This is a genomic window from Kitasatospora sp. NPDC088779 (assembly GCF_040685395.1).
Classification (GTDB): domain Bacteria; phylum Actinomycetota; class Actinomycetes; order Streptomycetales; family Streptomycetaceae; genus Kitasatospora.
This window is the reverse complement of the sequence record NZ_JBFBHW010000063.1, coordinates 1-16,797: the sequence shown is the minus strand read 5'-3', so window position 1 is coordinate 16,797 and position 16,797 is coordinate 1. Positions and strand designations below refer to the sequence as shown.

Annotated in this window: 18 protein-coding genes; 7 read left to right on the top strand and 11 right to left on the bottom strand. The window is 74.7% G+C overall.

All coding sequences use genetic code 11. The features are described 5' to 3' along the window. Positions 1–47: 47 nt before the first annotated feature. Positions 48–761: a VC0807 family protein gene (locus AB0P03_RS35960; protein ID WP_363632815.1), complete on the bottom strand. Its 714-nt coding sequence runs from the start codon at positions 759–761 to the stop codon at positions 48–50. Positions 762–1,074: 313 nt separating this feature from the next. Between AB0P03_RS35960 and AB0P03_RS35955 the strand changes: the two genes are divergently transcribed. From AB0P03_RS35955 to AB0P03_RS35945, 3 genes are all read left to right on the top strand, one after another. Beyond that, complete coding sequence (locus AB0P03_RS35955) at positions 1,075–1,848, top strand: RNA polymerase sigma factor (RefSeq protein ID WP_363582490.1); 774 nt, start codon at positions 1,075–1,077, stop codon at positions 1,846–1,848. Continuing rightward, positions 1,845–2,987: a hypothetical protein gene (locus AB0P03_RS35950; protein ID WP_363632814.1), complete on the top strand. Its 1,143-nt coding sequence runs from the start codon at positions 1,845–1,847 to the stop codon at positions 2,985–2,987. Before AB0P03_RS35955 ends, AB0P03_RS35950 begins: the two co-directional genes overlap by 4 nt. Before the next feature lie 476 nt (positions 2,988–3,463). Next, a complete protein-coding gene (locus AB0P03_RS35945; protein ID WP_363632812.1) occupies positions 3,464–5,116 on the top strand; it encodes a protein kinase in 1,653 nt (550 codons plus the stop codon). Between the two features lie 40 nt (positions 5,117–5,156). Here AB0P03_RS35945 and AB0P03_RS35940 read toward each other — a convergent pair whose 3' ends face one another. The 7 genes from AB0P03_RS35940 to AB0P03_RS35910 all read right to left on the bottom strand — a co-directional run bounded on the left by AB0P03_RS35940 (position 5,157) and on the right by AB0P03_RS35910 (position 10,206). After that, positions 5,157–5,783, bottom strand: coding sequence for a glyoxalase (locus AB0P03_RS35940; protein ID WP_363632810.1), 627 nt, complete (start codon positions 5,781–5,783; stop codon positions 5,157–5,159). Further along, positions 5,780–6,217, bottom strand: coding sequence for an AraC family transcriptional regulator (locus tag AB0P03_RS35935; RefSeq protein WP_363632808.1), 438 nt, complete (start codon positions 6,215–6,217; stop codon positions 5,780–5,782). Before AB0P03_RS35935 ends, AB0P03_RS35940 begins: the two co-directional genes overlap by 4 nt. Before the next feature lie 115 nt (positions 6,218–6,332). Continuing rightward, positions 6,333–6,743 carry a VOC family protein gene (locus AB0P03_RS35930; protein WP_363582426.1) on the bottom strand — a complete coding sequence of 137 codons (411 nt, stop codon included), beginning with the start codon at positions 6,741–6,743 and terminating at the stop codon, positions 6,333–6,335. Between the two features lie 85 nt (positions 6,744–6,828). Then, positions 6,829–7,362 carry a potassium channel family protein gene (locus tag AB0P03_RS35925; protein ID WP_363582424.1) on the bottom strand — a complete coding sequence of 178 codons (534 nt, stop codon included), beginning with the start codon at positions 7,360–7,362 and terminating at the stop codon, positions 6,829–6,831. Positions 7,363–7,474: 112 nt separating this feature from the next. After that, positions 7,475–8,869, bottom strand: a complete 1,395-nt coding sequence (locus AB0P03_RS35920) for a hypothetical protein (RefSeq protein ID WP_363632807.1) — start codon at positions 8,867–8,869, stop codon at positions 7,475–7,477. A gap of 151 nt (positions 8,870–9,020) precedes the next feature. After that, complete coding sequence (gene tatA / locus AB0P03_RS35915; protein ID WP_363632805.1) at positions 9,021–9,335, bottom strand: Sec-independent protein translocase subunit TatA; 315 nt, start codon at positions 9,333–9,335, stop codon at positions 9,021–9,023. Positions 9,336–9,636: 301 nt separating this feature from the next. After that, entirely contained in the window at positions 9,637–10,206 is a 570-nt protein-coding gene (locus AB0P03_RS35910) for an isoprenylcysteine carboxylmethyltransferase family protein (protein WP_363632803.1), read from the bottom strand. A 221-nt stretch (positions 10,207–10,427) separates the two neighbouring features. Here AB0P03_RS35910 and AB0P03_RS35905 point away from each other — a divergent pair, with 221 nt between their 5' ends. Continuing rightward, positions 10,428–10,715 (top strand): type II toxin-antitoxin system prevent-host-death family antitoxin, encoded by a 288-nt coding sequence (locus AB0P03_RS35905; protein WP_363632801.1) that lies wholly within the window; start codon positions 10,428–10,430, stop codon positions 10,713–10,715. 185 nt (positions 10,716–10,900) lie between these two features. Here the strand turns inward: AB0P03_RS35905 and AB0P03_RS35900 are convergent, their stop codons facing one another. Continuing rightward, entirely contained in the window at positions 10,901–12,457 is a 1,557-nt protein-coding gene (locus tag AB0P03_RS35900) for an MFS transporter (protein ID WP_363632799.1), read from the bottom strand. A gap of 123 nt (positions 12,458–12,580) precedes the next feature. Here AB0P03_RS35900 and AB0P03_RS35895 point away from each other — a divergent pair, with 123 nt between their 5' ends. After that, positions 12,581–13,192, top strand: a complete 612-nt coding sequence (locus AB0P03_RS35895; RefSeq protein ID WP_363632797.1) for a TetR/AcrR family transcriptional regulator — start codon at positions 12,581–12,583, stop codon at positions 13,190–13,192. A 64-nt stretch (positions 13,193–13,256) separates the two neighbouring features. On the opposite strand, the gene AB0P03_RS35890 is transcribed toward AB0P03_RS35895, so the two are convergent. Beyond that, positions 13,257–13,574, bottom strand: a complete 318-nt coding sequence (locus AB0P03_RS35890) for a cupin (protein ID WP_363582412.1) — start codon at positions 13,572–13,574, stop codon at positions 13,257–13,259. Positions 13,575–13,717: 143 nt separating this feature from the next. On the opposite strand from AB0P03_RS35890, the gene AB0P03_RS35885 reads away from it, so the two are divergent. Next, positions 13,718–13,984 (top strand): hypothetical protein, encoded by a 267-nt coding sequence (locus AB0P03_RS35885; RefSeq protein WP_063348761.1) that lies wholly within the window; start codon positions 13,718–13,720, stop codon positions 13,982–13,984. A gap of 88 nt (positions 13,985–14,072) precedes the next feature. Here the strand turns inward: AB0P03_RS35885 and AB0P03_RS35880 are convergent, their stop codons facing one another. Then, the gene (locus AB0P03_RS35880; RefSeq protein WP_363617680.1) at positions 14,073–15,230 is read right to left on the bottom strand and encodes an acyl-CoA dehydrogenase family protein; all 1,158 of its coding nucleotides are present in this window, start codon (positions 15,228–15,230) and stop codon (positions 14,073–14,075) included. 209 nt (positions 15,231–15,439) lie between these two features. Between AB0P03_RS35880 and AB0P03_RS35875 the strand changes: the two genes are divergently transcribed. Further along, positions 15,440–16,717: a TetR/AcrR family transcriptional regulator gene (locus AB0P03_RS35875; RefSeq protein WP_363632795.1), complete on the top strand. Its 1,278-nt coding sequence runs from the start codon at positions 15,440–15,442 to the stop codon at positions 16,715–16,717. Positions 16,718–16,797: the final 80 nt, after the last annotated feature.

Sequence of the window (16,797 nt, the reverse complement as noted above, 5' to 3'; positions counted from 1 at the left end):
CGGGGGCGGTGATGCTCCCCCGGGCGGCAGGTGGACGGCAGGCGGTGTCAGACGGCGGTCGGGGCTTCGGTCTCGGCCGCGACCAGCTTCTCCATCGGATCGGCCGCGATCCGACCGAGCATCGCGCCGGCCGCGATCGCGCCGATCATGAACACGGTGGACAGCCAGGCCATGGTCGCCACCGGCAGGGTGAAGGCGCCGACCACCCGGGCGACGCACTCGGCCAGCAGCGCGGTGCCCCAGGCACCCGCGAACACCCGCTCGTGGCGCTGGAAGGCCCGGGAGCCGGCCGCCCGGCCCTCGACCAGCCGCTGCCAGGCGGCGGCCCGGTCGCGCTTGCCCTTGGTGAGGAAGGGCATCAGCACCGGGGTCATCACCGACCGGCCGACCAGCGCCGAGAACAGGATGGCCAGCGCCACGGTGCCGCTCAGCCCGCCGTCCTTGGCGATCATCAGTCGGGCGTCGCCGGTGACGAAGGTGAGCGCCAGGCCCGCCAGGTTCACGGTCAGCATCAGCGCGGCCCACAGGTTGAGCCTGCGCTCGCGCAGCAGGCCGAGCACGGTCCGGGCGGCCGGGATGGCGCTGCTCCACGCCAGCGCGGCGAACACGCTCAGGCCGCCGGCCGAGTGCAGCAGGTAGTAGCCGGCCAGCGGGGCGACCACGTCGATGGCGAGCGGGCGGAGCCCGGAGGCCGACGGGTTCGGGGTCGTGCCGGTCCCGGTGGTGGCGGCGGCGGTGGCGGTGGTGACGGTTCGGCTCACGGCGGGTTCCTTCCCTGCTGGTGGCCGCGGGCCGCTGCCCGCGTCGTGCCTCCAGTGTTTCCGTCCGACCCTCCGTCAGAGCAGTGCCGTCCGTTGCGGGATCCGCGTGACAGCTGTCATGGTGCGGGCCGTGACAGCCGCTCCGACCTGCGACTTCTCCCGGCTCGCGGGGTCGCGTTCGCCCGGATGGCCCATGATGTGGCGGGTGCAGAGTGCAGAGCGCCCCGGAGCGGGCACCGGCAGCCCCGTCGGCCGGTCCGGACCAGTCCCTTCCGCCGGCCCGCCAGCGGGCCGGGCCCCCTCTCCCGCCGATCTGACCGAGGCCGTCCGGGCCGCCCAGGTCGGGGACGAGGAGGCGTTCCGGTTGCTGTTCCGGACCGTCCAGCCGGGCCTGCTGCGCTACCTGCGGGTCCTGGTCGGCGGTCGCCCCGAGGACGCCCAGGACGCCGAGGACATCGCCTCCGAGACCTGGCTTCAGATCGCCCGCGACCTGGGCGGCTTCTCCGGTGACGGGGACGGCTTCCGCGGCTGGGCCGCCACCGTCGCGCGCCACCGCGCGCTCGACCACCTGCGCGCCCGGCGCCGCCGCCCGGTCGCCGACCTGCCCTTCGAGTACCTGGCCGGGCTGGCTGCCGGGGACGACACCGCGGGCGCCGCGCTGGCCACCGTCGGCACCGCCGACGCGCTGGCGCTGATCTCCCGGCTGCCGCGCGACCAGGCCGAGGCCGTCCTGCTGCGGGTGGTCATGGAACTGGACGCCGAGAGCGCCGCCCGGGTGCTCGGCAAGCGGGCCGGCAGCGTCCGGATGGCCGCCCACCGGGGGCTGCGGAAACTGGCCACGCTGCTGGAGCAGTCCTTCGCGGCCGGGGTCGGGATCCCCGCCGCGCGCGAGGCCGAACCGGCGGTGCGGCGGCCCGGCCGGACCGGCCGGCGCCGTACCGAGGAACCCGTCGAGGAACCCGTCGAAGAAACCGCGGGGAAGGCGGCCGGGAAGCCCACGGGGAAACCTGCGGGAAAGCCTGCGGGAAAAAGTTCTCCGCAAGGTGTGACAGAACGCCGGGCCGCGACGCTGAAGGACATGAGATGAGCACCAACCGATCCCGTCGGATCGACCGTGACGCTGCCGAGCATCTGCTCGGCGGTGCCGTGGGCGGCCCGCTGGCCGGGCAGGACGCCTCGCTCACCGGACCGGACGGCGGTCCCGGGCCGCTCGCCCGGATCCTCGCCGCGGCCGCCGCCCCGGCGACGGCCGACGAACTGGCCGGGGAGCAGGCCGCCCTGACCGCGTTCCGGGAGGCGCGTCTCACGTCCGACCCCGTAGTGACCACACCCGTCCGGAGACGATCGATGGCAACCGCCACGTTGGCCAGGGCCTTCAGCACGAAGGCCACTGCCGCCGTGCTCGGCGCCACCGCGCTGTGCGGGGTCGCGGTCGCCGCCGGCACCGGCAACCTGCCGTCCCCGCTGGGCGGCGGGTCCGGCGCGCCCGAGCACGCGCTCGCCGCCGCGGGCGGGCCCTCCGGCAGTGCGCCCGGCACCGCGTCCGCCGATGCGTCGGCCGGTTCGTCCGCCACCTCGCCCGACAGTGCCGCGCCCGGCACCCCGTCCGTCCGCCCGTCCGGCGGCGGCTCCGCCTCGGGCGGTCCGCAGTTGGTCGGACCGTCCACCGCCCCGAAGCCCGGCACCCCCTCCGCCGATACCGACGGCGACGGCGACGTCGAGGGGCACGGCGCCCGGCCGCTCGCGCCCGGACTGGTCGCCCTCTGCCACGGCTTCGCCGACTGGTCGGGCCGGGGCGAGCGCTCACCGGCCACCGAGCCGCGGTTCGGCCCGCTGGTCACGGCGGCCGGCGGGGCGGAGAAGGTGGCGGACTACTGCGCGGAGGTGCTCGGCGACGAGGACGACGACCATCCGGGTGCCGCCGCGAAGCCCCACGACCCCGGCCGGACCACCCCCGGCCCCGGTGCGGGCGCGGGCAAGGGGAACACCGAGGACGGCCGGGGCAACGGCCAGGACAAGAACAAGGACAAGGGCAAGGGCAACGGCCAGGACAAGGGCCAGGACAAGGGCCAGGACAAGGGCCAGGACAAGGGCAACGGCGGCAACGGGGCCAGGCCCGGCCGGTCCGGCGTGACCGTCCCGGCGCCGCCGGCCGCGCCGTCCCTGCCCGACGTCCGTCCGAGCAGGACCGACCGTTCCGACGACAGCCAGTCGGGCCGGAGGTAACCCAGGAACTCCGGGTGGGCGGCGAGCGACTCCCCCCGGGCTCGCCGCCCACCCGGACCGCACCACCCGCAGTACCCGCAGGACCGCACCACCGGCAGGACCGCACCACCCGCAGGACCGCACCACCCGCAGGACCGCACCACCCGCAGGACCGCACCACCCGCAGGACCGCTCGTCAGTACCACCCGAAGACCCCGGGTGGCCGGTCGGCTCCCCGTGCCGTCCGGCCGCCCGGCCCCGGCCGGCCCGGCAGGCGCCCACCCCGGACGCGCCGTCGGCCCGGTCGGCCTGGAACGTGCGGCCCGCCCTCCCGCAGTCAGGGCGGGTCGCACCCCCGCGCCGGCGGCCGGGGGACCGCTGCCCGGTCCCCCGACCGCCTCCCCGCCCCAGGCGGTGCGGTCCGGCGGTGCGGCTATCGTGCACAGGTGCACGAGGCGGCCCGGAACACCGGGCACGGCACGTGAGGGGAGTTCCAGGTGATCGGACGGGCGCTGAACGGGCGTTACGAACTCGTCGAGATACTCGGCGTCGGCGGCATGGCCACCGTCTGGCGCGGGCTGGACCACGTGCTGGGCCGCCAGGTGGCCGTCAAGGTCCTCAACGGGGGACTCGCCGACGACCCCCGCTTCGCCGAGCGGTTCAGCCGCGAGGCGCAGCACGCGGCCATGCTGGTGCACCCGAGGATCGTCATGGTCTTCGACTCGGGCGTCGACCAGGGCACGCCGTTCATCGTCATGGAGCTCGTCCACGGCCGTTCGCTCGCCGCCGTGCTGGTGCAGCAGCCGGGCCTGCCGGTGGAACGCGCCGTCGGCATCGCGGCGGCGGTCTGCGAGGCGCTGGCCGTCGCGCACGCGGCCGGGCTGGTCCACCGGGACATCAAGCCCGGAAACATCATGATCACCGACGACGGCGGGGTGAAGGTCGTCGACTTCGGCATCGCCCGGGCCGGTTCGTCCAGCAACCTGACCCAGACGGCGAGCGTGCTCGGTACGGCCGCCTACCTGTCGCCCGAGCAGGCCACCGCCTCGCCCCTGGACGGCCGCACCGACCTCTACGCGGTCGGTTGCGTGCTCACCGAAATGCTCACCGGCGAGACCCCGTTCACCGCCGAGACCCCGGTGGCGATCGCCTTCAAGCACGTCAGCGAGCAGCCCCTGCCGCCGTCCTACCGCCGCCCCGGCCTGCCGCCCGCGCTGGACGCGGCCGTGCTGCGCCTGCTCGCCAAGAACCCCGCCGACCGGCCGGCGGACGCCGTCGCGGCGCGGGCCGAACTCCTCTCCACCATCCCCGGGTTGGCGGTCGGCGACCCGACGGCGGAACTCCTCGCCACCGCCGCCGCCACCCAACTGCTGCCGCCCGTAAGGCCGGTGAACCCCAACCAGCAGCACACCACCCTGCTCCCGCCGCAGGCCCCGGCCGTCACCTCGCTGATGGCACCCGTCCCGCAGGCCCCGCCGGCCACTTCGCTGATGGCACCCGTCCCGCAGGCCCCGCCGGCCACTTCGCTGATGGCGCCCGTCCGGCAGGGCCCGCCCGCGCCCGCCGGCCGCAGCCGCCGCCGCGGCAGGCCCCTCGTCCTCGGCGCACTGGGCGTGGCCGCACTCGCCGGCGTCACCGCCCTGGCCGTCGCCGCCCTGGACGAGCCCGCCGGCAACGCCGCCGCCCCCGCTCCCACCAAGCCGCCGGCGGCCACCGCCCCCAGCACCCCGGCTGCCGCGCCCAGCACCCAGGCCCGCGCGTCCACCCCCGCGGCGACCCCGACGCCCACCACCACGGCCCCCACCACCCCGGCCGGCCTCCCCACGGCCCCCAACCCGGCCGTCCCCCGCAACCAGGGGCCGGCCCTCCAGCTCAACGCCTTCCGCCAGGCCGTCGTCCAGACCCAGGTCGCGGGCAAGGAGCACGACCGCCAGGCGGAGCTGCTGCGCATCCTCGACGACGCCTCCGCCCGCCTCAACGAGGGCAATCCGGACGACGCGGCCCAGGAGCTCAAGGACGCCCAGAAGGTGATCCGCGACCTGGCCAAGAAGCACGCCATCGACGGCCCCACCAACGCCAACTGGAACGCCCGCCTCGGCGCCCTGCTGATCACCCTGCACGCCACGGCCGCCGACAACCAGGACTGGTGACCGCGGGGCCTCAGGTCCGGTCCGACGGTGGCGCGGCGGTTCAGCGCGCGGCCGCGGGCCGCTCGGCCGCCCAGGCGAACCCGTCCGGGTCGGTGAAGGTTCCGGCGGTGCCGCCGATCACGAGCCGGTGCGATCCGCTGCCGTCGGGGGAGACGCCGGCGTCCTTGGCGAGGGCCCGGCGCTTGTACAGCGCGAGCTTGACCGGGCTCGACCCGGTGGCGAACTCGACGTACACCGGCCCGAAGCTCTTCGCCACGGTGAGGCCACGGTCGACGTAGAACCGCTTGCTCGCGGAGACGTCCGCGACTCCCAGCAGGAGCACGAGCTGGTCGATCTGCCGGGTGGCCGGGCCGGTGTCCTTCTTCGCGGAGGTCGCGATCTTCCAGATCGTCCCGTCCGGGGCCTGGACGACGCCGCCGTAGCCCCAGAGCGACTTCGCGGCGGGTTTGAGGGCGGTGGCGCCGGCGTCGAGGGCGGCGTCGACGAAGCCGTTGACGGTGGCGGGCCGGGACACCGTGAGCGACAGCGTGAACCCGCGGAAGCCGGTGGTCTGTTCCTGCGAGGCCCGCAGGCGCAGCTGCGTGTCCAGGCCGAAGGCGGTGGTGTAGAAGCTGCGGGCGGCCGTGGGGTCGGCCACGTCGAGGATGAGGGAGTCGATGGAAGTCATGTCCTCCACGCTAGGTGCGGCCCGGCGGCCGGGGCTTCTCGAATTCTGACCGGTCCGGCGGCCCGTCGCGCGCGGCGCCGGTAGTCGTCGGGCGGCATGCCGACCAGTTCGGTGAAACGGGCGCGGAAGGCGTCCGGCGAGGTGCAGCCGACCGCGCGGCGGACCGCGGTGATGCCGAGGCCGCCGCAGCGCAGGAACGCGGCCGCGCGCTCGACACGGCGCGCCGTCAGGTAGCCGTACGGCGAGTCGCCGTAGGCCAGCCGGAACTCGCGGCTGAGCTGCCCGGCCGCCAGGCCGGCGTCGCGCGCGAGCGCCAGGACGTCCAGTGGCCGCGCGTACTCGCGGTCGATCCGGTCCCGGACGCGGCGCAGCCGCGCGAGGTCTTTCAGGCGCTGCGCCGCCGCGCGGGCGCTGGCCCACGAGGGGTGACACACGGGAGGACTCCTCTCACCGGGCCCGACTCCGGCCGTCGCGGCCGTCGCGGCCGTGGCAGCCGTGGCGGCCGTCAGGGACCGCGCCGCCCGCACGGTCGGCGCTCGGCCGGTCGGCTCAGCGCAGCTCCTGGATGCGGATCAGGTTGCCGGCGGGGTCGCGGAAGGCGCAGTCGCGCATGCCGTACGGCTGCTCGGTCGGCTCCTGGACGACCTCGGCGCCGCCGGCCTGCACCGCCCGGAAGGTGCCGTCGAGGTCCCGGGTGGCCAGCAGGATCCAGCCGTAGGTGCCCTTGGCCATCATCTCGGCGATGGTGCGGCGCTCGTCCTCGGTGACCCCGGGGTCGACGGCCGGCGGCGCCAGGAGGATGGAGGTGTCGGGCCGGTCGGCGGGGCCGACGGTGATCCAGCGCATCTTGCCCTGCCCGACGTCGCCGCGGACCTCGAAGCCGAGGACGTCGCGGTAGAAGACCAGGGACGCGTCCGGGTCGTCGTGCGGGAGGACGCTGGTGTGAATGGTGATGTCCATGGCGCCGATGCTAGGTGTGGCCGCGCGGGCGTGCTTCTCGAATCCTGACCGATCGGGCGTGGCCGTCCACAGCCTGTGGACAACGTCACGGCTTGCGGTGGCTACGGGTCTCGACGTTCGCCCGGATCGCCCGCGACAGCGTCCCCGCCGCCGTGGCGAGGAAGACGAACGTGTACCCGATCTGCAGGATCACCACGAGGCGAGGGGCCTGACCGGTCGGGGTGATGTCGCCGTAGCCGACGGTGGCCAGGGTGACGACGGTGAAGTACAGGGCGTCGAGCCGGGTGACCAGCCCCTCGAAATCGCCCGGACGGGCGGCCATGACGTAGTAGGTCGCGGAGAAGATGGTCATCGCGAGGAAGATCAGGAACGACAGCCAGACCACCGGGCGCTTCGCGTCGCCCCGCAGCACGGCGGTGGTCTTCGCCAGCAGCAGGCCGCTCAGGCCGACCAGCGCGGCGGCGAACACGAGCCAGCTGAGGACGGGGTGCTGGTAGCCGAGCAGGCGCAGGGGAAGGGCCCAGTACGCGAGGATCAGCGCGGTGCAGGCGCTCAGCAGCCAGAGCGCGGACCGCGGGTCGACCCGGCCCTGCGGTGGTGGTGGCTGGCTTCCGGACATCGCGTCCAGCCTGCGGCCGCGCCGGGCCGGCCGCGTCCCGGGCTGGGCCGTTCGGGCCGGACCGTCCGCCGCCGTTCCACCGGCCGTAGCACCGGCCCCCGCTGACCGCCCCTCAGGCGGAGGCCGGGGTTCCTCCGTCCGGTCGGCCGGGTTCGTCCAGCAGCTCCAGCAGGGCCAGGACGGCGACCAGCGCGAGTGCCAGGCAGAGCGTCACCAGCACCGTCGGATAGCTCCACAGCACGAACGCCAGCGCCGCGCCCGCGACCGCCGCCCAGCCCAGCCAGGCCTTCCAGCGGTGGACGAACCGCCCGACCGGCCCGAGCCGCAGCCCGGCCCGTTCGGCGGTGCTCCGGGCCGCGCCGAGCCCGGCGTGCCAGCCGCTGCGCGCGGTGCGGGCCCAGCGACCGCCGCCGCTGATCCAGGCGCCGAGCGCGACGACCAGGCCGAGCGCGATCACCACCCGGACGGCGGAGCGCAGGTAGCGCACCAGCGCGTCGTACACCGCCTGGGCGGCCGCCTGGTCCACCCCGGCGGGGAGCCCGTCCAGGTAGACGGCCCGGAACACGCTCAGCCCGATGCCCAGCAGCAGCGCCCCGGCGGCCATCCCCAGCGCCGCCGTGACCGCCGCCCGGCGCCGCCGGACCGCGAGCAGCACCCCGCCGACCGCGCAGACCAGCGTGAGCACCGGCATCCAGAAGCCGGCCAGGTCCAACAGCCGCAGGCCGGTGCGGACCTTGGGGATGGCGTCGGACTGCACCAGCGTGAACGAGGTGTGGATCTCCGGGATCCTCGCGGCCGGCGCGAGCCCGTTGTCGACCAGCGCGGTCTTCACCCGGGCGATCACCGGGGCGAGGTCGAGCACCACGGTGTCGTTCCTGACCTCGACGGCGCCGCCGCCCTGCCCGGTCAGCATCCGGTCGATCGCGGTGTGCGCCTGCCGGTTGACGTCCGTCCAGAGGGTGGCGAAGGCGTCGCTGTCCACCACCCGCTGGACCTGGTCGCGGACGAAGCCGGTGAGCCCGTCGGTGAGGGCCTGGCCGATGCCGTTCAGCAGCGCGCCGAGCTTGGGCCGGTCGTCGGGGGCGATGTTGTCGAGCAGCGAGTCGACCGGGATCCGCGCCACGACCTCGTCGGTGACCCGGTTGGTGACGGCCGCCCTGACGGCCGGGTCCCGGGCCAGCGGCGCCATGGTCGCGACGTACCGGTCGGTGTCGCCGATCTCCGACCTCGCCCACACCGCGACGGCGCTCAGCGGGGTCAGCACGCAGGCCAGCAGGATCAGCAGGACGGCGACGAGGGAGCGCACCCGGTGGCGGTCCGGGCGGGTCGCCAACTGCCGGGTGAGCTGCGCCTGGTGGGCCTCGGCGGCGCTCAGGCGGGCCCGCAGGTCGGCCAGCTCGTCGGGCGACCCGGCGGGCGGTTCACCCGGGGGTCCGGCGGGGGGTCCGCCTGGCGGTCCGGCGGGTGTTCCGGCGGGCGGCTCGTCGCCCGGCTCGTCGGTGGGCATGCCGCGACTCCGTTCCTCCGTTGGGTGCATACCAGGAGATAACGGATCAGATCGGACGGCCAGCCGGGAGGGCCGTGAGCAGCCCGGATGCAGCAGAAGCCCCCGGCACCGTCATCGGACGGTACCGGGGGCTTCCGGAGGAGAGCGGGACTCAGACGGCCGTCTCGGGCCGCTTCGTCTCGGTGGCCTTGGTCACGTTGGTCGGCGTGACGGCCGGCGGGGTCGTGGCGGCCGGCTGCGGGGCGGCGGTGCTCTGCGGGGCGGCGGTGCTCTGCGCGGTGCCGGCGCTCTGCGCGGCGTCCGCCGGGGCTTCGTCCTCGCGCAGCGCCTTCGTCTCCGCCTTCAGGATGCGCATCGACTTGCCGAGGCCGCGGGCCATCTCCGGCAGCTTCTTCGACCCGAACAGCAGGATGACGATCGCCAGCACCACCAGGAGGTGCCAGGGCTCAAGACCGTTCCGCAGCATCCCTGGCCACCGGTCCCTTCTTGTCTAGAGTCAAGGGTGGGCGAGCGCCCGTGCTGGCCAGTATGCCTGGCGACGACGGCGAACGGATACACCGGCCGGGAAACGCTGGCCAAAAAGCAGGTGCCGTTCGAGCGGAACGCGAGCGCCCGCGGCGGCGGCCGGAGCCGGCCCGGTCCGGCTCGCGCACCCGTGACCAGCCCGCACGGCACCGCACCGCGCAGCACCTGCCTCTCCGACCCCTCCAGCCCCTTCGGTTCCGTCGCCGGGGTCCGCAGCCGGCAACCGCCCGATCGGCGGCGGCTCAGTACACGAAGGGCACGAGCCGCTTCGACGTCCGCCGGTATTCCGCGTACTCCGGCCCGAAGGCGGCCAGCAGCAGCCGCTCCTCGGCGGTGATCCGCCAGCCGTACGCGCCGAGCAGTAGCGCCGGCACCAGCAGGGCCGCCGGCCAGCTGCCCAGGCCGAGCGCGTAGCCCGTCCAGACCAGCAGACTGCCGGCGTAGCCGGGGTGGCGGATCTGCCGGTACGGGCCGCTGCGGACGACGCGCTGGGTGTCCACGGTGCGCAGGGTGCGGGTGTAGTAGCGGCCCAGGGTGCGCATGCCCCAGGCCCGCAGGGCCAGCCCGGCGGTGATCAGCGCGATCCCGAACCAGCGGGCCCAGGGCGGCAGTTCGCCGATCCCGGCGCGGCCGAACAGCACCACGACCAGCACCGCGGCGGCGTAGCAGGCGAGCAGCAGCCGGGTCGAGCCGCGGTCGCGGCCGTCCGCGCGCCAGGTGCCGGCGGCGGAGTCCTCGCGGCGGCGCAGCATCAGCTCGTAGCCGACCCAGCAGAGCATGCCGAGGAGGGAGAGCAGGGTCGTCAGGGACATGCGGCGGCTCCCGGCGGATAGGAGATGCGGGCCAAGTACCCCTTCACGGTCCTCCCCGGGGACCGCCGACGCACGCCCCCGGGGGTGGACGCCCCGGCCTCCACCCCCAGGTGGACCGTCCGGCCCGCCCGTTGACGAGGCCCGTTCGTTGCCGCCTGCGATCTGCGGCCGTGCCGCCGACCCTGGCACGCCGATGGACGTACAACCGCTACCTTGACGCCATGGGCGAGCCAGTGATCGAGTCGATGGCCGCGGTCCGGGGCCACCTCGCGGACGTGATCGACCGGGCACGACGTGACGGAACTCCGACGATCATCACGAGGCGCGGCCGGCAGGAGGCGGTGGTGATCGACATCGCCGAGTGCTGGCGCCTGCGGGAAGTCGCCGACCAGGCCGAGGACGAGTGGCTGAACCGCCTCGCGGCCGAGGCCGAGGCCGAGGGCCTCGAAGGCTCCGTCTCGCTGGAGGGGATGGCCGCCCTGCTCCGCGATCACCACGGCCGAGCCTGAGGGGCTGCTCCGTGCTCACCGGGTGCTGTACACCGTCGAGGGCGGGGTGCTGATCGTCTGGGTCGTGGCGGTCGGCAACCGTCGTGAGGTCTACCGGCACCGGTAGGGGCCGGTGGGAACGGCGGAGAGCCCCCGTCCGAGGGGGCGGGGGCTCTCGATGACTCGCGTGGATCGGGCCGGGTGGGTCAGACGGTGACGGCCTCGGCTGCGGCCTCGGGGGCCGGGGCGGCGGCGGGGAGGTGGCGCATCAGGCGGTAGGCCAGCAGGGCGGCGCCGAGGGCGAAGACCAGGCCGACCACCGCGGCGACGTGCAGGCCGTCGGTGAAGGCGGCCCGGGCGGTCTCCAGCAGGTCCGTGCCGATCCGGCCGGGCAGGTGGCCGGCGACGGTGACCGCGCCGCCGAGGGTGTCCTGGGCGGCCCGGGCGGCCTCGCCGTCGACGCCTGCGGGGAGGGCGCCGTCCAGCTGGTGGCGGTAGACGGCGGCGCCGGCCGCGCCGAGCAGGGCGATGCCGAGCGAGCTGCCGAGTTCGACGGCGGTCTCGGAGGTGGCGGAGGCGGCCCCGGCCTGCTCGGCGGGGGCGGCGGTGACGACCATTTCGGCGGTCATGGTCATGGTGCCGACGGTGCCGGCGGCGAGGACGCCCGCCGCGACGAGGATGAGCGCCAGCGGGGAGTGCGCGCCGACCTGGGTCATCAGCGCGAAGCCCGCCGCTCCGACCAGGAACCCGCCGCCCATCAGGGCCGCCGGACGGACCTTGCCGGCCAGCGCGGAGCTGGTGCCGACGGCCGCGCCGACGCCGACGCTGGGCACCAGCGACCAGAGCGAGGCGGTGAGCGGGCTCATGCCCTTGACCAGTTGCAGGTACTGCGAGGTGAAGAGGGAGAAGCCCATCATCGCGAACATCGCGATGGTGTTGACGCTGATCGCGCCGCTGAAGGTGCGGATCCGGAACAGGCCGAGGTCGATCAGCGGGTCGGCGGCGGTGCGCTGGCGCCACACGAACGCGGCGGCCAGCAGCAGGCCGGCCGGGACGGCGAGGGCGGGCAGCGGGCTCCAGCCGTCCACGGCGAGGGTCTTGACGCCGTAGACCAGCGGCAGGATCGCGGCCATCGAGAGCGCGGCGCCTGGCAGGTCGAAGCGGCCGGTGCGGGCGGTGGAGCGGTATTCGGGGAGCAGGACGGGCGCGGCGAGCAGCACCAGGGCCATCACCGGGACGGCGAGCAGGAACGCGGAGCCCCACCAGAAGTGGTCGAGCAGCAGGCCGCCGGCGACCGGGCCGAGGGTGGCGCCGGTGGTGAGGACGCCGCCCCAGGCGCCGAGGGCGAGCTGCCGCTGCTTGGGGTCGTGGAACATGTTGCGGACCAGCGCGAGCGTCGAGGGCATCACGGTGGCCCCGGCGACGCCGAGCAGGGCGCGGGCGGCGATCAGCTGGCCGGCGGTGTCGGCCCGGGCGGCCAGCAGCGAGGCACCGATGAAGCCGGCGGCGCCGATCATCAGCAGCCGGCGGCGGCCGATCCGGTCGCCCAGCGAGCCCATGGTGATGAGCAGCCCGGCGAGCAGGAACGAGTACACGTCCATGATCCACAGCTGCTGGGTGCCGCTGGGCGCCAGCGTGGTGGAGATGAAGGGGACGGCGAAGAAGAGCACGCCCATGTCCATGGCGAGGACGAGGGTCGGGAGCAGGAGGACGGCCAGGCCGATCCATTCGCGACGGCCTGCGCGGCCGGTGGTTGCGGTCATGGGGAAGACGGTACGGACGTGTCAGACATATGTCTAGTACGTACGTGTAAATCGCTCGTGCGAGACGTCAGTGCGAGACATTCGTGCAAGACATCTGTTCAGTCCTTCCGTAGGATTCGGGTCATGGGAAACCGCGAAGACCTGATGGCCGGCGCCAAGCGCTGCCTGTACGAGAAGGGGTACGGGCGCACCACCGCCCGTGACGTCGCGACCGCCTCGGGCGTCAGCCTGGCCGCGATCGGCTACCACTTCGGTTCGAAGGACGCGCTGCTCAACGCGGCGATGATCGAGGCGATCGGGGAGATGGGGGCGGCCCTGGGCGCGGTGGTGGACGCCGCCAACCGCGTGTCCGACGATCCGGAGGAGCGCTTCGCCGCGGTCTGGGACGGCCTCAGGACCGTCTTCACCGAACACCGCGGGCTCTGGGCGGCCCAGTTCGAGGCGCTCGCCCAGGCCGCGCACGCGCCCGAGCTGGCGCACGCGTTCGCGGAGGCGCAGAAGGAGGGCCGGCTCGGTCTCGCCGCGCTGTTCCAGGGGCTGCCCGAAGTGCCGGACACCGAGGAGGAGGTCGTCCGCGGCTCCTTCTACCAGACCCTGCTGGCCGGGTACGCCGCCCAGTGGCTGGCCGCCCCCGAACTGGCGCCGAACGGGCGGGACTTCCTGCGCGGGCTGCGGCTGGTCAGCGGAAGCGTGTTCGGCCCCGCGGTGCCGTCACTGCCCGCCACCGCCCGCTGACGGCGGCCGGCCGTCGCCCGTCGCCCGCTACCGCTCGCTGACCGCTGCCGCCCGCGCCGCCCCGCTAGGCGGTGACCACCGTCAGCAGCACCACCGAGTCGACGTGGGCCAGCAGCCCGTGCCGTTCCTGGGGCACCGGCTCCAGGCGTCCGACCGGCAGCTCCTGGTGCCGGCCGGCGATGGTCAGCGAGACCCGGCCGCGCAGCACCTGGACGCTGCCGGCGGTCGGCGGGGTGTGCTCGTCCAGCGAGGTGCCCGCGGTCAGCGCGATCACGGTCTGCCGCAGGACGCCGTCGTGGAGCACCAGGTGGGCGCTGCGCCCGTGCGGGCTCTCGGCCGCCCGGGCGGCGTGCTCCACGGCGAGCTGTTCGAGATCGGGCATCGCGCGTCCTCCTGACCCGGCGTGCCGGGCCGACCCCGGGCGCCCGGACCGGCGCCGTGTGCCCAGGTTCGCGGACGCGCTCGGCTCGCGCACCCGGAGCCGTTCGACGTGCAGCCCCCGGCGAGTGCCCGCATCGTGGAGGCATGGCGATCAACGAGACAGTCTCCGGTGGGTTCCAGGTCAACCGCTCGCTGCTGGCCGGCGGCGCGCTGCTCACCGGTATCGGCGCCGTGCTCGGCGTGGCCGGGGCGGCGATGGTGTGCGCGGCGCTGGCCACGGCCGGCCGCAGCTGGGTGCGCAGCCTGGAGACCGCGCCGGCCGCGTTCGCCCAGCGGGCGCTGCGCGAGGCGAAGGTGGCGTCCAGCGCGGGCTGGGAGGCCTGGCGCGCGGAGCACGGTTCACCCAACTGAGCGCACCCGTCGACCTGAGCCGCACCCGCGCCCGTCCGGGTGCGGCGGGCCGCCATGGGGGTGCGGCCCGCCGCGGCTGTGGACCCGCCTACAGGCCGAGGGACTTGGCGATGATGCTGCGCATGACCTCGCTGGTGCCGCCGTAGATCCGGAACACCCGGTTGTCGGTGTAGAGCCGGGCGATCGGGTACTCCAGGATGTAGCCGTAACCGCCGTGCAGCTGAAGGCACTTGTCGATGACGGTGGAGGCCGACTCGGTGCAGAACAGCTTCGCGGCGGCCGCGTCGGCGACGGTCAGCTCCCCCTGCTGGTACAGCTCCAGCGCGCGGTCCACCATCGACTGCTGCGCCACCACCTGGGCCTCGCAGTCGGCCAGGGTGAACTTGGTGTTCTGGAACTCGGCCACCGCCTTGCCGAACACCTTGCGGTCCTTGACGTACTGGAGCGCGAACCGCACCGCCGCGGCCGCCGACGCGTACGCGCTGACGGCGATGGCCAGCCGCTCCTGCACCAGGTTGTGGGTCAGGTAGGAGAAGGCCCGGCCCTCCTCGCCGAGCAGGTTCTCCACCGGCACCCTGACGTCGCTGAACGCCAGCTCGGCGGTGTCCGAGGTGCGCAGGCCGATCTTCTGCAGCTTGCGGCCGACCGTGTATCCGGGGGACGTGGTGTCCACGCAGAGGATGGACAGGCCGGCCCGGCGGTTGTCCGGGTCGTACGGGGCGGTGCGGCAGACCACCAGGACGAGGTCGGCCAGCACGCCGCCGGTGATGAAGGTCTTGGCGCCGTTCAGGACGTAGTGGGTGCCGTCCTCGGAGAGCTTCGCGGTGGTGGCGATGCCCGCGAGGTCGGAGCCGGCGCCCGGCTCGGTCATCGCGATGGCGGTCATGATGTCGCCGGAGACGAAGCCGGGCAGCCAGCGCCGCTTCTGCTCCTCGGTGGCGTACTCCAGCAGGTAGGGCAGGACCAGCGCGGTGTGCACGCCCGAGGAGCCGAAGCTCACGCCCGCCCGGGCGGTCTCCTCGGTGATCACCGTCTGGTACTTGAAGCCGCTCTCGCCCGCGCCGCCGTACTCCTCCGGCACCTCGATGCCGTAGACGCCGAGCGCGCCGAGCTGCCGGTAGAAGTCTCGCGGCGGGTGGCCGTCGGCCTCCCAGCTCTCGTAGACCGGGACGACCTCGTTGGCGATGAAGTCCCGGATGGTCTCCCGGAAGGCCTCGTGGTCCTCGTTGAACACGGTGCGGCGCACGGCGGCGCTCCCTTCGGTGGTGACCGGCTGCGGGCGCCGGCGGGGGCTGAACGTGCCAGGTGATGGCCTCACAAGTTAATCCCGGGTAGCTTCGGCTGTCCAGGGTCGACGGCACCGGAAAAGGCCGGTGGCCACCGGCGGTCGGCGCCCTCAAGTGAATCCTTGCTAGCCTTCGGGCGGCAGTCCGGAGCGCGGGAGGGAGGCTCGCCATGGTGGTCCGACGACCTCCCGGGCGGCGCGCCCAGATCCTCGCCGTGGCGGCCGACCGGTTCCACCGCAGCGGCTACCACCAGGTTTCCATGACCGAGGTCGCCGCCGGGGTCGGCATCACCGCGCCCGCCCTCTACCGGCACTTCCGGGGCAAGCCCGAACTGCTCGACCGCGCCGTCCGGCTGGGGCTGGACGCGCTGGCCTGCGGGCTGCGCGGGGCCCGCACCACCGGCGACCTCGGCGCCGCGCTGGCCGCCGTCGCGGTCGGACACCGCCCGCTCGGCACCCTGGTGCAGCGTGACGCCAGGCTGCTGCCGCCGGCCCGGCGGGCGGCGCTGCGCCGCGAACTGCGCGCCGACGTCGCGCTGATGACCGCCGTGCTGCGCGCCGGACGGCCGGAACTTCCGCTGCCGGACGCCGAGTTGCTCTGCTGGTCGGCGCTCTCGGCCTGCACCGGGCTCTCCTACCAGTCGGCCGCGCCGCAGCCGCGCCGCGCCGAGGCGGTGCTGCGCGAACTCGTCGCCACCGTCCTCGCGGCCTCTCCGGGCGGCGCCGCCGCCCACCCGGATCCCGCTGTCCACCCAGGTCCCGCTGTCCACCCGGATCCCGCTGTCCACCCAGGTCCCGCTGTCGCCCCCGCTCCCGTCCCCGCCGCCGATCCCGTCGCCCCGGGGTCGCCGGAGCCCAGGCCGCAGGCGCGCCGCGAGGAGCTGCTCGCGGCGGCCGTCCGGCTCTTCCACCAGCGCGGCTTCGACAACGTCAGCACCGACCAACTCGGCGCCGCCGTCGGCATCTCCGGCCCCAGTGTCTACCGGCACTTCGACAGCAAGGCCCAGTTGCTCGCCGCCTCGCTGGTGCGCAGCCGCGAACGGCTCTGGCAGGAGGTGGACGGCGCGTTCGCCGCCGCCGCCGGGCCGGAGGCGGCGCTGGCGGCCGGCCTGGGTGCGTACGTCGGCTTCGCGCTGCGCAACGGCGACTACCTGGGCGCGATGCTCAGCGAGACGGAGCGGCTGGCCCCGCCGGACCGCCGGGTCGCGGTGGACTTCCGGCGCGACTTCCTGCGCACCTGGGTCGGCCTGCTGCGGCGGGTCCGGCCCGAGTACGACGCGGTCGAGGCCCGGATCCGGGTCCACGCCCTGTTCGCGCTGGTCAACGACGGGGTGCGGAACCGCCCGCACAGCGCCCGCCCGGACCTCGGGAACTGCCTGCTGCACCTCGGCCGGGCCGTCCTCGGACTGCCCGGAACGGACGGCGGCCGGGTGCCCGCCCCGCGTTGACGGGGCGGGGCAGATGCCGCAATATTCTTGCAACGACCCTCCCGGTGAATGCAACAGAACGTCGCGGTCCCATTGCAACA

Excerpts from the sequence above, each read along its gene's own strand:
- AB0P03_RS35920 (WP_363632807.1), bottom strand. The coding sequence starts at position 8,869 with ATGCCCACCGACGAGCCGGGCGACGAGCCGCCCGCCGGAACACCCGCC.
- AB0P03_RS35940 (WP_363632810.1), bottom strand. The coding sequence starts at position 5,783 with ATGACTTCCATCGACTCCCTCATCCTCGACGTGGCCGACCCCACGGCC.
- AB0P03_RS35910 (WP_363632803.1), bottom strand. The coding sequence starts at position 10,206 with ATGTCCCTGACGACCCTGCTCTCCCTCCTCGGCATGCTCTGCTGGGTC.
- AB0P03_RS35905 (WP_363632801.1), top strand. The coding sequence starts at position 10,428 with ATGGGCGAGCCAGTGATCGAGTCGATGGCCGCGGTCCGGGGCCACCTC.
- tatA (WP_363632805.1), bottom strand. The coding sequence starts at position 9,335 with ATGCTGCGGAACGGTCTTGAGCCCTGGCACCTCCTGGTGGTGCTGGCG.
- AB0P03_RS35900 (WP_363632799.1), bottom strand. The coding sequence starts at position 12,457 with ATGACCGCAACCACCGGCCGCGCAGGCCGTCGCGAATGGATCGGCCTG.
- AB0P03_RS35895 (WP_363632797.1), top strand. The coding sequence starts at position 12,581 with ATGGGAAACCGCGAAGACCTGATGGCCGGCGCCAAGCGCTGCCTGTAC.
- AB0P03_RS35950 (WP_363632814.1), top strand. The coding sequence starts at position 1,845 with ATGAGCACCAACCGATCCCGTCGGATCGACCGTGACGCTGCCGAGCAT.
- AB0P03_RS35890 (WP_363582412.1), bottom strand. The coding sequence starts at position 13,574 with ATGCCCGATCTCGAACAGCTCGCCGTGGAGCACGCCGCCCGGGCGGCC.
- AB0P03_RS35925 (WP_363582424.1), bottom strand. The coding sequence starts at position 7,362 with ATGTCCGGAAGCCAGCCACCACCACCGCAGGGCCGGGTCGACCCGCGG.
- AB0P03_RS35885 (WP_063348761.1), top strand. The coding sequence starts at position 13,718 with ATGGCGATCAACGAGACAGTCTCCGGTGGGTTCCAGGTCAACCGCTCG.
- AB0P03_RS35875 (WP_363632795.1), top strand. The coding sequence starts at position 15,440 with ATGGTGGTCCGACGACCTCCCGGGCGGCGCGCCCAGATCCTCGCCGTG.
- AB0P03_RS35930 (WP_363582426.1), bottom strand. The coding sequence starts at position 6,743 with ATGGACATCACCATTCACACCAGCGTCCTCCCGCACGACGACCCGGAC.